The 14,982-nt window shown below is 69.2% G+C and carries 12 protein-coding genes; 6 read left to right on the top strand and 6 right to left on the bottom strand.

Features of this window, described 5'->3' with window-relative positions; all coding sequences use genetic code 11:
• Positions 1–298 precede the first annotated feature (298 nt).
• Positions 299–3,175 (top strand): glycoside hydrolase family 3 protein, encoded by a 2,877-nt coding sequence (locus tag BC793_RS23090; protein ID WP_239170268.1) that lies wholly within the window; start codon positions 299–301, stop codon positions 3,173–3,175.
• A 525-nt stretch (positions 3,176–3,700) separates the two neighbouring features.
• Positions 3,701–4,327, top strand: a complete 627-nt coding sequence (locus BC793_RS23085) for a LysE family translocator (RefSeq protein WP_109595528.1) — start codon at positions 3,701–3,703, stop codon at positions 4,325–4,327.
• 265 nt (positions 4,328–4,592) lie between these two features.
• Here BC793_RS23085 and BC793_RS23080 read toward each other — a convergent pair whose 3' ends face one another.
• Entirely contained in the window at positions 4,593–6,269 is a 1,677-nt protein-coding gene (locus BC793_RS23080; RefSeq protein WP_109595526.1) for a cellulase family glycosylhydrolase, read from the bottom strand.
• Between the two features lie 546 nt (positions 6,270–6,815).
• Between BC793_RS23080 and BC793_RS23075 the strand changes: the two genes are divergently transcribed.
• On the top strand, positions 6,816–7,370 hold the full coding sequence (locus tag BC793_RS23075) for a hypothetical protein (protein WP_109595524.1): 555 nt from the start codon (positions 6,816–6,818) through the stop codon (positions 7,368–7,370).
• 4 nt (positions 7,371–7,374) lie between these two features.
• Here BC793_RS23075 and BC793_RS23070 read toward each other — a convergent pair whose 3' ends face one another.
• The 3 genes from BC793_RS23070 to BC793_RS23060 are packed head-to-tail and all read right to left on the bottom strand — an operon-like array spanning position 7,375 to position 10,267.
• Positions 7,375–7,995 (bottom strand): GNAT family N-acetyltransferase, encoded by a 621-nt coding sequence (locus BC793_RS23070; RefSeq protein WP_109595522.1) that lies wholly within the window; start codon positions 7,993–7,995, stop codon positions 7,375–7,377.
• Positions 7,992–9,572, bottom strand: a complete 1,581-nt coding sequence (locus tag BC793_RS23065; protein ID WP_109595520.1) for an APC family permease — start codon at positions 9,570–9,572, stop codon at positions 7,992–7,994. The genes BC793_RS23070 and BC793_RS23065 overlap by 4 nt, the downstream gene beginning before the upstream one ends.
• A gap of 53 nt (positions 9,573–9,625) precedes the next feature.
• Positions 9,626–10,267 (bottom strand): GOLPH3/VPS74 family protein, encoded by a 642-nt coding sequence (locus tag BC793_RS23060; protein WP_170167267.1) that lies wholly within the window; start codon positions 10,265–10,267, stop codon positions 9,626–9,628.
• Between the two features lie 242 nt (positions 10,268–10,509).
• Between BC793_RS23060 and BC793_RS23055 the strand changes: the two genes are divergently transcribed.
• Positions 10,510–11,358, top strand: a complete 849-nt coding sequence (locus tag BC793_RS23055) for a helix-turn-helix domain-containing protein (RefSeq protein WP_109595515.1) — start codon at positions 10,510–10,512, stop codon at positions 11,356–11,358.
• Between the two features lie 31 nt (positions 11,359–11,389).
• Positions 11,390–11,614 (top strand): DUF397 domain-containing protein, encoded by a 225-nt coding sequence (locus tag BC793_RS23050; protein ID WP_373871248.1) that lies wholly within the window; start codon positions 11,390–11,392, stop codon positions 11,612–11,614.
• A gap of 136 nt (positions 11,615–11,750) precedes the next feature.
• Here the strand turns inward: BC793_RS23050 and BC793_RS23045 are convergent, their stop codons facing one another.
• Together BC793_RS23045 and BC793_RS23040 are read right to left on the bottom strand one after the other, a co-directional pair.
• Positions 11,751–12,554 (bottom strand): hypothetical protein, encoded by an 804-nt coding sequence (locus BC793_RS23045; RefSeq protein ID WP_109595513.1) that lies wholly within the window; start codon positions 12,552–12,554, stop codon positions 11,751–11,753.
• A gap of 79 nt (positions 12,555–12,633) precedes the next feature.
• On the bottom strand, positions 12,634–12,927 hold the full coding sequence (locus BC793_RS23040) for a hypothetical protein (protein ID WP_109595511.1): 294 nt from the start codon (positions 12,925–12,927) through the stop codon (positions 12,634–12,636).
• A gap of 199 nt (positions 12,928–13,126) precedes the next feature.
• Between BC793_RS23040 and BC793_RS23035 the strand changes: the two genes are divergently transcribed.
• Positions 13,127–14,944, top strand: a complete 1,818-nt coding sequence (locus tag BC793_RS23035) for a diguanylate cyclase domain-containing protein (RefSeq protein ID WP_109595509.1) — start codon at positions 13,127–13,129, stop codon at positions 14,942–14,944.
• The last annotated feature ends 38 nt before the right edge of the window (positions 14,945–14,982 follow it).

The raw sequence follows: 14,982 nt of genomic DNA, 5'->3' as shown, positions 1-14,982 counted from the left end.
CGACCACCGCTGGTCCCCCATCCACCGGCGGCCGGCGGCAGCGCAGGTCCGATGCGGACCGACCCGTTGCATGCGCCGGGGTCAATGCGGGCGAAGTGGACTCCGACCAGCCGGGCGGCGGCGGATCCGCGGTAACAATCGATGACCAAACATGCCCGCAGCGCCTTGACCGAGGCGTAACTGTGGTGCGAGCCTCAGGGAACTCCGTCCGAAACATTCGCGAAACCACTCGCGGAGGCTTCTTCCGCCGCGCTGTCGAAGCGCTTCGACGACACGGCTTGGCCCGAAGGAACACGTTGTGACCGAATCCCCCTCTCGCATCGTCTTTCGCGACCCGCAGCAGAAGCTCGCCGCACGGGTGTCCGACCTTCTGGGCCGGCTCGACCTGGCGGAGAAGATCGCCCTCCTGCATCAGCACCAGGCCGCCGTCCCCCGGCTGGGAATCGGGTCGTTCCGCACCGGAACCGAAGCTCTGCACGGCGTCGCCTGGCTCGGAACGGCAAGCGCTTTCCCCCAGGCAGTCGGGCTAGCCACCAGCTGGGATCCGGACCTGCTGCGCCGGGTCGGGACAGCGGTCGGCACCGAGGTACGGGCCATGCACCACCGCGACCCGGAGAAGGTCGGGCTCAACGTCTGGGCGCCGGTCGTCAACCTGCTGCGCGACCCGCGGTGGGGCCGCAACGAGGAGGGCTACGCCGAGGACCCGTGGTTGACCGGGGTGCTGAGCACGGCGTACTCGGAGGGGCTGCGCGGTGACGATCCGCGCCGGCTGCGCACCGCGCCCACCCTCAAGCACTTCCTCGCCTACAACAACGAGACCGATCGTTGTCTCACGTCGAGCAACATGCCGCCGCGGGTGCTGCACGAATATGAACTGCCCGCGTTCCGGCCGGCCATCGCCGCCGGGGCCGCGGTCGCCGTGATGGCGTCCTACAACCTGATCAACGGTCGGCCCACCCACCTGAGCCCGCTGATAAACGAGGTGCTGCGAGGCTGGTGCGAAGACGACGTGATGGTGGTCGGCGACGCCTACGCGGTGCAGAACCTCGCCGGTGACCAGCAGATCTTCGACGACCATCCGGCCGGGTTCGCGGCCGCGTTGCGGGTCGGCATCGACTGCGTGACCGAGCCCGGGCCGCTGTCCGAGAGATCGTTCGCCACGGCGCTGGAACGCGGGCTGATCACCGAGTCCGACGTGGACGCGGCGGTCCGGCACATCCTCTCGGTACGGGTCCGGCTCGGCGAGTTCAACCCGGACGAGGACCCGTACCGCAACATCGGTCCCGAGGTCATCGATTGCCCCGAGCATCGCGCGCTGGCCCGGGAGGCCGCCCGCGCCTCGGTCGTGCTGCTCGGCAACGACGGGATCCTGCCGCTCGACCCCGCCGTCGTGGGCCGGGTGGCGGTGATCGGCCCGCTCGGCGACACCACGTTCGACGACTGGTACAGCGGCACTCCCCCGTACCGCCGGACCCTGCGTGCCGCCCTCGCCGACCGGCTCGGCACCGATGCGGTGCTCTTCCACGAGGGCGTCGACCGGGTGGCGCTGCGCTGCGCGTCCGGCCTGCTCGTGGCGGGCGACGGCCCCCTGCGGGTACGGGCGGCCGACGACATCCCGGACGCCGCCCTCTTCGACGTGTTCGACTGGGGCGAGGAGACGATCTCCCTGCGATCGGTGCCGACCAGGACACGCACCACCGTGACAGAGGCCGGCACCGCGACGGGCGGCGGGTTCGTCGGGGCGGAAGGGCTCGGCCCCGAGTCTCATCTGCTGGTCAGTGACCGTCCCGGCCCCCACGGCTGGGAGGTCCGGGAGACGTTCCGGCTGGAGCCGGCCGACGACGGCGTGGCCATCCGGCATGTGCAGAGCCGCCGCTACCTGGTAGCCGGCGAGGACGGTCTGGTCCGTACCGCCGCCGAGACCGCCGCCGACGCGACCGTCTTCACCGTGGACCTGCTCGTCGACGGGGTGGCCGGCGCCGCCGCACTGGCCGCGGAGGCCGACGTCGTGGTGCTGGCCCTCGGCAACCATCCGCTGGTGGCCGGCCGGGAGACCGAGGACCGCCGCGACCTGAACCTGCCCGGCACCCAGGATGCGCTGCTCCACGCCGTGCACGCCGCCAATCCCCGGACCGTGCTGGCGCTGACCAGCAGTTACCCGTACGCGATCGGCTGGGCCCGGAACCATCTGCCGGCATTGTTGTGGTCGGCGCACGGCGGCCAGGAGCACGGGACCGGTCTCGCCGACGTGCTGTTCGGCACGGACCGGACCGGCGCACCCGTCGACCCGGCCGGCCGGCTCACCCAGACCTGGTACACCGACGCCGCCGAACTTCCCGAGCTACTCGACTACGACATCATCGCGAGCGACGCCACCTACCTCTACTTCCGCGGCACGCCGCTGTTCCCGTTCGGCCACGGACTGTCCTACACCCGCTTCGCCTACGAGAACCTGCACGTCACGGCGGACACGATCGACCCGGACGGCGAGGTGACGGTCAGCGTCGACGTGATCAACGTCGGCGACCGTCCCGGCGTGGAGATCGTGCAGTTCTACACCCGCCAGCAGAGTTCCCGCGTCAAGCAGCCGCTGCGCCGCCTGCGCGGTCACCGGCACGTGCGCCTCGCTCCCGGCGAACGGTCCACGGTGGAACTGCTGCTCCCCGCCGCCGACCTGGCGTTCTGGGACGTCACCCGTTCCCGCTGGGTGATCGAGGACGCCACGCACACCCTGGCCGTCGGCTCGTCCAGCGCCGATTGGCGCCGGACCACGACGCTGCGCGTGCGCGGCGAGAGCATTCCGGCCCGCTCCCCGAGATCCGTCCTCCGGATGATCGACAACGATGGGTACGCCGGAACGACCCCCGTGTCCATCCCCACCGATCCCGGCGAGGCCCTCCGCAGCGAAGACGCCACCGCATGGGCCGTCTTCGACGACATCGACTTCGACCGGGCCGTCTCCCGGGTGACCGTCCGACTCGCCACCGGCGACAGCGGGGCCACGATCGTGCTGCGCCTGGACGACCCGCTCACCGGCGAGATCCTGGCCACCCTGCCCGCCGAAGCCCCCGGCGAGACCACCGCCCCCATCCCCCCGCTGACCGGCAAACACGCTCTCTTCGTCCTCTTCGGACACCCCGGTCTAACCGTGACTTCCCTGTCCTTCACCGACTGACCACCCCCGCTCCTCCGGCCCTCCGGCCACCACTCACCCAAGACCCGCAACAGAACCACCCCGCACACCGCCCGACCACACCCAGCTGGCCCTCACCGCTGCCTCAAACGCCGCGAGACAACGGTGACGACCAGCCGGATCTTCCCGGCTGGTTCCCACCGCTGCCTCAAACGCCGCGAAACAGCGGTGACAGCCAGCCAGACCTTCCCGGCTGGCTCCCACCGCTGCCTCAAACGCCGCGAAACAGCGGTGACGGCCAGCTGGATGTTTTCGGCTGGTTCCCACCGCTGTTTCGAAGGGCGTGAGACAGCGGTGACGGCCAGCTGGATCTTTTCGGCTGGTTCCCACCGCTGTTTCGAAGGGCGTGAGACAGCGGTGACGGCCAGCTGGATCTTTTCGGCTGGTTCTCACCGCTGTTTTGAAGGGCGTGAGGCAGCGGTGGGGGCCAGCTGGTCGGTGACGAACAGGTCTGCGGGAACTGGGGCGGGGTCGCCGGGGATCGGCGGGGCGGGTGAGGATCGGGGCATGAGTGATGTGGGGCAGGCGCTGGCGTTCGCGGGTGTGATCGGGCTGGCGGCGGCGTCGCCGGGGCCGGACTTCGCCGTCGTGGTGCGTCGCTCGGTGGTGGCGGGGCGGCGGCACGGGATGGTCGCTGCGGTCGGGGTGGCGGCCGGCATGTTCGTGTGGTCGGTGGCGGCCGCCGTCGGGGTGGCCGCTCTGCTCACGGCGTCGGCCGTCGCGTTCACCGTGGTCAAGCTGGCCGGTGCGGCGTACCTGCTGTGGTTGGGGGTGAGTGCACTGCTCGCCGCCCGGCGCGGCGGCCCGGGGCCGGACGAGTCGCTGGCCGGGCGTGTCGAGGGGCGTCTGTGGGGTTCGTTCCGCGACGGTCTGCTGACCAACGTGCTGAACCCGAAGTGTGGCGTCTTCTTCGTGGCCGTGCTGCCGCAGTTCGCACCGGTGGAGGGCACGACCGGTGACGTCCTGCTGCTGTCGATGGTCGCGGTGGCCGTGACGATCGCCTGGTTCGTGGTGGTCGCCAACCTGGTGGCCGCGCTGCGCCGGGTGCTGTCCCGGCCGGCTGTGCGCCGTTCACTGGACGCCGTCACCGGCGCCGTCCTGGTAGCCCTCGGCCTCCGCCTGGCCACGTCCTGACGAGAGCCTGGCGGGTCCGACTGCCGAAGACCTGGCGGTCCGACTGACGGGAACCCGCGGTCCGACTGACGGGAACCCGGCGGTCCGACTGAGGAAAACCTGGCGGTCCGACGAAAGGCGGGCGGCTCGACAAGGACCAGGCGCACTGATCAAGGACGGGGCGGCCTGACCAGGACCCGGCGCGCTGGACAAGCGCCGGGCGGCCGGATGAGAACCGGGCGGCGGAGACGGTGGCCCGACCGTCGCCGCCGCCCGGGGGCCGGGGTCAGGCCGGAGTTCCGGTGACCGAGTCGCCGGTGCGGGTGATCCGGTAGGTGACGGTGTCACCGCTCCAGAAGACGAACGTCACCGTGACCGGGGCGCCGTCGGTGACCTCGGCGAAGAACTCCGGGGTCAGCTTGATCGTGCCGGCTGCGTAGTCGGGGGCGAAGGCACGGTCGAACTCCTTGTACGGGGTCCAGTTGTGCGGGCCCGCGTTGCCGCCGTCGGCGTAGGTGGCGGTCATGGTGGCGAGCCGGTCACCGTTGAAGACGGTGGGTACGGCGTACGCCGCGGTCGTCCCGGTGGCGGCGGACACGACCGGACTGTCGTAGGCGACGATGTCCAGCCGCCACGGGACGCCCCGGGAGAACCGCAGGGACAGGGAGGCCTTCACCCCGTACCCCTCGGCCTTGGTCAGTCGGGACAGCAACCCCGCGCTGAGGGTGAGTTGATCGCCGGACACCTGGTAGTCGGGACCGCGGCGCAGGGTCGTCGCGCCGAGCCGGACGTGGGTGAAGCCGGTGCCGTTGGGGTTGAGGGTGATGGTCCGTGCGGTGACCGGGGCGCCGCGCCGGACGAACAGCAGGTCGCTCGCCGCGGTGCCGGAGCGGGTGCGCCAGCTGGACGCGATCTGCCCGAACAGTTCGGTGTCGCGCCAGATCCCGGCGGTACGGTCGAAGTGCTGGCCGTTGTCCCAGAGCATCGTGGTGACCCGGCTCGTGCGGGCCTGGTGGCCGAAGAGTTCGAAGAACTTGAGCTTCTCGCCCTGTTCGATGGTCCCGGTGTGCCGGTCGAAGCCGAGCAGGCCGTATTCGCCGAGGATGACCGGGATGCCCTTGCTGATCAGCGAGTCGCGCAGGCGCTGGAAAGTGCCGAGCAGTTCGGCCTGGGCGGTCGCGTCGAACCGGTAGCCGCCGGCCACGTTGACGCTGAACGGCCAGTAGCCGTAGTAGTGCACGGTCGCGATCAGGTGGGGGTCGTCGAGTGCGGTGAACTCGGCGGTGAGGGCGTCGAGGCGGCCCTGGTCGGCGTTGGTGTGCAGGGTGGGCAGGACGAGCAGGCGGGTGGTGTTGCCGCCGCCGCTGGCGCGCACGATGCGGTGGAACGACGTGTTCAGCTCGGCGAGCAGGGCGTAGTTCTGGGCGTCGCCGCTGCTTCCGGAGAACTGGGGTTCGTTGACGCTCTCCAGGACCAGGCGGGGCGACGCGTCCCGGAAGGCGGCGGCGACCTGGGTCCAGATGGCGTTGTAGCGGGCGAGCACGTTGTCGTGGTCGGTGGGCATGGTCGCGATCCACTGCCACGAGTCGTGATGAATATTGATCATCACGTAGAAGCCCTCGTCCAGCGCCCAGCCGACGACCTCCTGGACCCGCGCCAGGTAGGCGGGGTCGATGGTGTGGTCGGCCGCCTGGTGCTGTCCCCAGGTGACCGGGATGCGGATGCTGTTGAAGCCCTGGTCCCGGATGCCGGCGAGCAGTTCGCGGGTGACCCGCGGGTTGCCCCAGGACGTCTCGTCGGCGCCGGTGGCGTCGAAGGTGTTGCCGAGGTTCCAGCCGGGCTGCATGGCGGCGACGGCCTGGGCGGGGGTGCGAACGGGCTCTCGCGCGCCTGCCGGGGCGGCCGCGGACAGGCCGGTGGCGAGCAGGACGAGGACGAGCAATCTGCCGAGCAGTCGCGACATGACGCTCCTAGGAGGACACGCGGGGAGGGAGCAAGCTGGGAGCGCTCCCGCTCTGATCTGGGCAGACTATGTATGGACGTCAAACTATGTCAATCGATGAACGGGCCGCCCCGGCAAGAGGGGGGACGCTCTCTTCGCCCGGACGGCCCGGCCCGTGCGGCCCGCACCGATCACCCGCTGCGTCGTCGAAGGGTGATCCCTCGTCGCGCGCCGACCATTCGGCAAAAAGGCGAACACACGACGTTCCATGCACGGAGGCTAGTACTCGGTGCATTCCACTAAAAGGCTGACTCACCGAATCATGCGCTTCGAGTGAACCGATTAACCTGCGTCCGGCGCAGAACTGCGACAAGGGTTCGAACGGGTGGGATGTGGCCGTCTACCTGCAACTATGCAAGTTGCATACTGGCTGTTTCGAACGGCGTACCTCCAATCAGGATTGGCACACAATTTCCGCGACTACATATTGTCGCGACGCCAAAACCCTTCGTACTCTAAATCCCAACATCATCGATCGCCTTGAGTACGATGAAGCGGGGAGCAGCCATGCTTGTCAAGATCATCGACCAGATCACCGACGATGAGATGCACAAGGCAGCCTGGGAACTCTATGAAGGCGCGTTCCGCGACCTCCGCTCCCTCGCCGTGCAACGTCACCTGATGTATCGGTCAGAGTTCGAAGAGGTCATGCGCGACCCGAGAGTCGACAAGTACCTCTGCCTCAACGACGACGGCAAGCTCTGTGGTCTGTCCACGTTCACCAACGACCTCTACGCGGTCCCGCTGATCGCGCCGGAATACTTCGAGCGCCGATGGCCGGAGATGTACGCCGAGAAGCGCATCTGGTACGTCGGGTTCGCCGCGGTCGGCACCGAGGCCCGTGACACCCGGGCCTTCTCCGAACTGGTGACGGCCATGCAGCAGACCGCCGCCGCCAGGAACGGGATGATCGGGATCGACTACTGCCGGTACAACGACGACGAACGCAATTTCGGCCGGGTGGTCCGGCTGATGCTGCGCCGGCTGTCCGGTGGCGCGATGCGCGCCGAGTGCCTGGACCAGCAGTCGTTCTGGATCTACGAGTTCCCGGCCGCCGCGTAGGCCTTCAGCTGAGGCGCATAGGCGCCCTCCACATGGCCCAGAGCGGTGGCCCGTCGGGAAGGTCGATCACGGACCGGACCTGGTATCCGTGCCGGAGGTACAGATCGCGGTTACGCGGGTCGTTGGCCTCCAGATAGGCGGGAATCCCGGCCCGGTCCAGGCGGGCGTGGTGGCGGCCGAGCAGCGCGCTGCCGATGCCCTCGTTCTGGCGGCCCGGCCGGACCGCGAGGAAGGCCAGGTAGTGATGCGGCTCCAGGGGGTGTTCCGCCTCCAGGGCCGCGTCCAGCTGCTGCACGCGATGAAAGGCCGTGTCGGACGCCTCCTTGACCCGGCGCTCGTAGTCCATCGGCGGCGGGATCATCGCGGTGAGCGGGAACCAGAGGGCGACCCCGCACATCCGGCCGTCGTCGGCGTCGGCGGTGCTGTAGACCTCGCCGTACTGGAGCGCGTACTCGACGAAGATCTCGAAGTAGCCGGGTGACAGACGCCGGCGCGCGGCGGCGTCCGGATGCAGCCAGCGGGCGACCGGGCCGTCCCACATCGCTTCGGCCACGAGGTCGGTGATCTCCTCGGTGTCGAACGGCGACACATGGCGGATCACGAGTTCCTGGATGGCGTACGTCATCGGGAGTCCCTACCTGAGCTGGTCGTCGAATAGTGGTCCTGGAAGGCCGTCGAGTGCGAGTGCGGCCGGGGTGGCTCCGGGAACTCGAAGACGGTCCGCCGTTCCACACCGCGGCCGATCACCGCGTACACATCCGGCTTGGTGTATCGGACGATCGCCGCCCAGCCGGCGCCGAGCACCGCCAGGACCGCGTAACCGGCCGCGAAGGCCCAGTTGAAGATGGAGTTTTCGGCCAGTCCCAGGACGTCGCCGAGCCCCACCACGGTGGCGAACAGAATGATGCTGAGCAGGAAGAACGCGATGACCGGCGTGACCCGGCCCCGCCACACGTTCTCCAGTCTCGGGTGTTGCACGAAGAAGGCGATCACCGCTGCCGAGGTGCCCCACATCAGGATCAGCACGCCCAGGCCGCCGACGACGGTGAGGTAGCCGAAGAGCTGCACCAGCGGGTCGGCCCCGGTGAACCAGTAGGCCAGGATCGCGATCAGGGACAGCACGCTCTGGGTGATCGAGCCGACCACCGGCGCACCGGTCCGCGGGTGGGTGTAACCCCACCGGCTCGGCAGCATCCGCTCGCGGCCGAGGGCGAACTGGTAGCGGGAGACCGCCGCGTGGAAGGCCAGCAGCGCCGCGAAGATACTGGTCATGAAGAGCAGATAGCCGATGGTGATCATGACGTCGGGTACGTGTGGACTGACCAGGCTGAAGACCAGGTTCGTCTCCTCCCGCTGGGCGTCGGCCACGATCCGGCCGGGACCGGCGCCGACCGACATCGCCCACGCGGACACCGCGCACATCAGGCCGGCGAGCAGCACCGCGAGGTGGGTCGCCCGGGAGATGGTCCGTTTCGGGTCCTTGGCCTCCTCGGAGAGCACCACCGTGGCCTCGAACCCGGTGAACCCGCCGATCGCGAGCACCATCATCGCGACGACCTCGGGTGTCAGCAGCTGCGCCGGGTTGAGCATGGCGACGCTGACCTCGCCGTCGCGCGGGTTGGCCACCATCACCAGGTCGTAGACCAGGACCACGGCGATCTCGGCGATCAGCAGGACGCCGAGGACCTTGCCGCTCAGGTCGACCCAGAGCATGCCGAGCACCGCGATCAGTCCCCAGGCGACCAGGGCGCAGGCCACCCAGGGAACGGCCAGCCCGAGCGAGCCGAGGATGCCGGCCGCGACCACGCCGAACAGACCGAAGAGACCGATCTGCATCATCGCGTACGCCGGCAGGGCCACGAAGGCCGCCGCGACGCCGAGCTCCCGGCCGAGACCATGACTGATGTACGAGTAGAACGCCCCCGAGTTGACGATGTGCCGGCTCATCGCCACGAAACCGACCGTGAAGATCGACAGGATGGCCGCGACGACGATGTACACCAGTGGCAGCGCGGTGTTGCCGACCACCGCGTAGACCGTCGTGATGGCTCCGATGATCACCGTGAGCGGGGCGGCTCCGGCGACGCCGAAGAAGACCACCGACGAGACGCCGAGCCGGTTGTTGGCCAGGGCCGCGCTGATGATGTCCGAACCGGGGCCGCCACGCTTGGCGGCCGCCTCCCGGTTCAGCTCGTTCAGCATCGTGCCGGCCCAGCGGTCGACGTTGTCCCGTCGTCGTTGATGCCGTCCCGGGCTCACCGCCGACCGACCGCCAGTGCGGACCCGACGAGGGCCTCGGTGCACTCGACCAGTTCCCGGAGATCACCGGGCAACGAGGCGATCATGCTGGGCAGTGCGTGGTAGATGTGCGGGTAGTTCTCGAAGCCGTACATCACGTGCCGCGTCAGCCCGGTGGAGACGACGAGCCCGACGAGCATCCGGTCGGTGACGTTCAGCTCCATCCCGCGGACCAGCATGTTCGCCACCCGGGTGGAGGCCCACGCGGCGGCGTTGCGCTGCCGGGCGGTGTTGGGCATGTAGAGGGTCTGGGTGGTGCCGAGCATCCGGCGCCGGGTGACCAGCTCGACGGCGCCGACCCGCATCAGCCGCTCCGCGACCCGCAGTGCCGAGTCCTGCGCGAGAAAGGCGAGCCAGGTACGGATGTCGCGGTGCTGTGGCTGGGCGTTGAGGAGGTCGAGGATGTCGTGGTTGAGAGCGTCACGAGGTGGGCGCCGGTCCAGGATGTGCAGGTCGCCGTCGTTGACGGCGATGCGGCCTTCGAGGACCAACTCCGCGAGTAATGCGGCAGCCAGCCCCAGGCCGGTCGCACGAGGATGCAGACGTGACCGCCCGGTCCGGTCCTCGTGTGCGATCAGGTAATACTGGTCAGCCAACACTCCGTCCACGCCCCTTAGACGCAAGTTCCAATGATCTTTTACCTAGGAATGTAGGAAACAAGACAGAACTCGATGTCCGCAGCATCATGTACCCAACACCAAGGTCAATACAAGAAGGACTAGACTTCTTATTCAGTCCTCGCGGTATTTTGATCTCTCGGTAATCGCGATCTTGAATGGGGTTCCGGGATCACGAGGTAGCGGTCGTAATATCGACTTCATCAGGACCGTAGGGAGTCCAGGTGTCCGATATAGAGGGTCCGACGCTGCGCCGCCGCCGACTCGGGGCGGAGCTCAAACGATGCCGGGAAGCCGCCGGCCTCACACAACAGGACGTGTCCCGGCACTTCGAGTGGCACTCCGCCAAGGTGACCCGCATCGAGACCGCGCGGGTCGCGGTCACCCCGCGGGATGTCCGTGACCTGCTCACCCTCTACAACGTGCGGGATCAGACGATGCGCGAGGCGCTGGTCGAGCTGGCCCGTCAGTCCCGCGAGCGCACCTGGTGGACCGACTACCGCGACATCATGCGCCCGGGCAACTTCGTGGGCCTGGAGGCCGCCGCGTCGGCGATGCGCACCTGGGAGCCGGTGCTGATTCCCGGCCTTCTTCAGACGCCCGATTACATGCGGTCACTGATGAGAAGCGGTCGGCCCACCGACCCCGAGGAGCACATCGACCGGCGGATCGCGTTGCGCCAAACCCGTCAGGGGCGGCTTACCAGCGATCGCCCGCTGGAATTGTCGGCGTTCATGGACGAGGGTGCGCTGCACCGGGTGATCGGCGATCGAGAGGTCATGGCCGATCAACTTCGCCATTTAATCGAGATAGCTAAATTGCCAAATGTTTTCCTGCAGATACTGCCCTTCACCGCTGGTGCCCACCCCTTCCTGAGCGGGCCGGCGGCGCTTTTGGAGTTCCGAGAGACCACCCATTTGGATGTTGTTTATATGGAAGGTCTTGCGGGAGACTTGTACGAGGAACAACCAGACATGGTTGACTGGTATCGGCAGGAGTTCGAGCGATTGAGCGCCATGGCGCTCGACCATCGCACGACTATCAAGATGATCGAGAGTCTGCTCGTCGCTTAGCACTCCCGAAGAAATCTCACATCGAAGGGAGGTGCTTGAGTTGCTCGCGCACCAAATCAACGGAGCTGTCTGGAAGAAGGGCAGCCGTAGTAACGGAACCGGCGGCAGCAACTGCGTCGAGGTCGCATTCCTCGACGAGAGAATTGCCGTCCGTGACAGCAAGGACCGGATGGGACCGGCCCTCATGTTCACGTCGGCGGAGTGGACCGCCTTCGTGGACTCGGCCAAGGACGGCGAATTCGACATCGTTTCGTGAAAGCCTACCGATAGGTGCGCAGCGATGGAAGCCCCGAGCTGAGCCCGGACTTTCACGATGTGCACCCGGAAGGCATCGCCCGGTCGCGTCCAGCGATCGGGCGATCACGCATTCCAGAAACGTGAAATAGTCTCCGTCATCCATTTCCGGAGTGGATCGGGGACAGCCGGTGAGCACGGTTTCCGACAGTGAGCGGTGAGTCACCCGCAGCCATGATGAAGATCGGCCAGGTCGCCACCCGCGCCTCGGCGAGCTCCGCCTCCCGTCGCAGACTGTCCCGGCCACTGCGGGCCAGCTCCATGTCGTGCCAGGCGGCCCGCTCGGCGGTGACCGCGGCCCGGTGCACCCGCCGCAGATAGTCCGCACACGCCCGGTGCAGGACGACCTCCTGCTCGGCCGGGTGCAGTCGCGGGTCCCACCCGGCACGGCCGGCCAGGACGTCCGCCGACGCCGACCCCGGCAGCTCGGCGCGGGACACGGCGGCGCGCACCGCGTCGTGCAGGAACCGCTCACGGGCGGCGTACTCCGCGGGGTCCCGGGGTGTCCACGGCGTGCCGAAGGACGCCGCCGCCCGGCTGCGCACCCGGCGCGCGTCGGCCGCCCGGAACGCCGCCCACGTGGCGTCCACCCGATCGGCGGCCGCCCGCCAGTGCGCCTGCCACCGGTCGACCGCCTCGGCCGCCTGCGCGGCCGCGACCCGCACCTCCAGCGCGTAGCGCACCGCGGCCTGCGCCTCGGCCGCCTCCGCAGCCCGCCGCTCGGCCCGTCGCTGCCGGGTCCGCCGCACGAAGTCCGCGGCCTCCAGCAGAGCGGTGCCCGGGTTGCGCACGCCGTCGGGATTGGCCAGGACGACCAGCGCGGGCAGGGTGAGCAGCATCAGTGCCGCCCAGATGGCCATCGGGGCGGGCTCGGTCAGCAGCATCTCGGCAAGGATGTTCATGGCGGGTTCCGTCCGCTCGTGGGGGAGTTCGCACAGCGCAGGCGTCGCCCCGGGCGCCCGGACGGGCGTCCGCGGGGTCTCAGGCGGCGGGCGGAGGTGCGCGGGAGACCGCGGCGCGGGCGGTGTCCTGCGAGATCAGCGCGGGAGCGCGGTCCGCGGCCGGAGAGGTCGCGGCAGGCGGATCGGCGTCCGGTTCGACGGCGGCCGATGCGGCCTCGGCGGTACGGGCCACCGGCTCGGTCCGCGCGCAAGAGGCGATCACGGGGCCGGAGGACGCCGCAACAGTGCCGGGCACCGGCGCGAACAACGTCAGAACCAGGGCGACAAGGACGGGCAACGACCGCAGCAGTGCACTGCCCCGACCCGTCGTCATGTCCACTAACGTACCGTATTGTGGTGGATTGTCCGATCAGCCGCGCCGCAGGTCAGGGCCGGTCAGGTGACGGCCGGTGATCGGTTGCACACCCACAGGCTCCCCCTGACCGGAACGGATCACTCACCTCCACCCGGCGACGGCCGATGGGCAGTACCGACCCGGAAGCCATCCGGAGCTGTCGCCGACAGGAGCCGCCATGCCGAAGCGATCCGTGGTCACCGACCCGGTCCTGCTGGGTCTCGTGGCCGTCGGGATCCTCCTGGTCCCCTGGTTCCTGCGCCACGGCGACCAGCGGACCGCCTCCTGGGGACTCCAGACCGGCATCGACATGGCCAACACCTACTTCACCTTCCGCACCGCCACCCACCCGGCCATGTCGGCGGTGGGCCGGCGGTTCTGGAGGGCGGCCGTGATCGCCTGCGCCGGCTGTGTGGTGGGGGACGGCTACCAGACCGTCCTGCTCCTGCTGGATCCCGGGCGGACCGCGGTCAGCCCGATACAGACGGCCCTGATCGTGACCGGCATGACGATCGTCGTCATCGCCATGCTGCGGCACCCGCTCGGTGGCGCCGGACGGCAGCGGTTGCGCCTCTGGTTCGATGCGACCACGGTCCTCACCGGCGTGGCGGTCTTCCTCTGGTACTTCGTGCTGGCCACCGACCTGAGCGGACGGCAGGCAGCCGACCGCTGGGGCGCCGCGGCCACCGCCGTGGTGATGCTGTTGATCACGTTCGGGCTGCTCAAACTGATCCTCAGCGGAACCGCCCCGTTCACCCGCTCAGCCGGGATCGCGGCCGCCGTCGGTGTCTCCGGCACCGCCTTCGCCGCGCCGGTGGCACTCGGGCTGGTCGGCGACCCCGGACCCGGTGGCACCATCGTCATCCAGCTGCTGCCGTGTGTGCTGGCCTCGGCGGCCTTCCGGCTCCAGCAGCTACAGGTGTGGCGGCTGGCCGTGGACCAGCCCACCGGGATGGGCGGCCGCTCGAGCCGGCTGCCCTACCTCGCCGTGATCGCCACCCAGATCCTGCTGGTCGTCTCGCTCCGGGAGGACGAGGTCGACCTGCGGGTGTGGGGTGTCGCGATCGGCGCCGTGGTGATCACCGCGCTGGTGCTGGGCCGGCAGGTGGCCGCGCTGCGCGACAACGAACGGCTGCTCACCGAGATCGACGGGCAGGCCGAGCGTTTCCGGGCCCTGGTGCAGAACACCTCGGATCTGACACTCGTCGTCGATTACGACGCGACCGTCCAGTACGCCAGCCCGGCCGCCCTGCGGGTGCTCGGGGTGCCGGACAGTGAGCTGGTGGGCACCTCGTTGCACGACCGTACCCACCCGGCGGACATGGCGACCGTGGCGGACCTCGAGAAGCGGCTGGCGGCCCACCCGGGCGCCGGGATCAGCACCCAGGTGCGCTGGCAGCATGCCGACGGCTCGTACCGGTGGCTCGACGTGGTCACCACCGACCTCGGAAGCAACCCGAACGTCGGCGGTGTGGTGCTCAACGCCCGGGACGCCACCGAGGCCCGCGCCCTGCACGACGAGCTGCAACGGCAGGCCACCCACGACGCCCTGACCGGGCTGGCCAACCGGGTGCTGCTGCACCGCCGGCTGGACGCCGCGACGCAACGGGTCAGCATGCTGCTGATCGACCTGGACGGCTTCAAGGAGATCAACGACCGGCACGGGCACCACACCGGCGACCAGGTGCTGAAGGAGGTCGCGCAGCGGCTGACCGGACTGCTGGGCGCCGGGGAACTGGCCGCCCGGCTCGGCGGTGACGAGTTCGCGGTCCTGCTGCCCGGCACCGGCGCCACCGCCGCCGGCCGGCTGGCCGAGCGGATCACCGCGGTGCTCGCCGAGCCGATGCCGATCGGTGGCATGCTGCTGTCCGTCGGCGCCAGCGTCGGCGTCTCGGCCGGCGAACCCGGGGACGGCGACAGTCTGCTGCGCGCGGCCGACGCCGCCATGTACGAGCGCAAGCGCGAACGACGGCATCTCACGACGAAGCCGGTGTGACCCCGAAAGGTCACACCGGCTCGTCAGCCGATCCTCAG

It is taken from the genome of Actinoplanes xinjiangensis (genome assembly GCF_003148685.1).
In the GTDB taxonomy this organism is placed as follows: Bacteria; Actinomycetota; Actinomycetes; order Mycobacteriales; family Micromonosporaceae; genus Actinoplanes; species Actinoplanes xinjiangensis.
The sequence above is the reverse complement of the archived record's forward strand: the minus strand, read 5'-3'. Positions and strand labels throughout refer to the sequence as shown.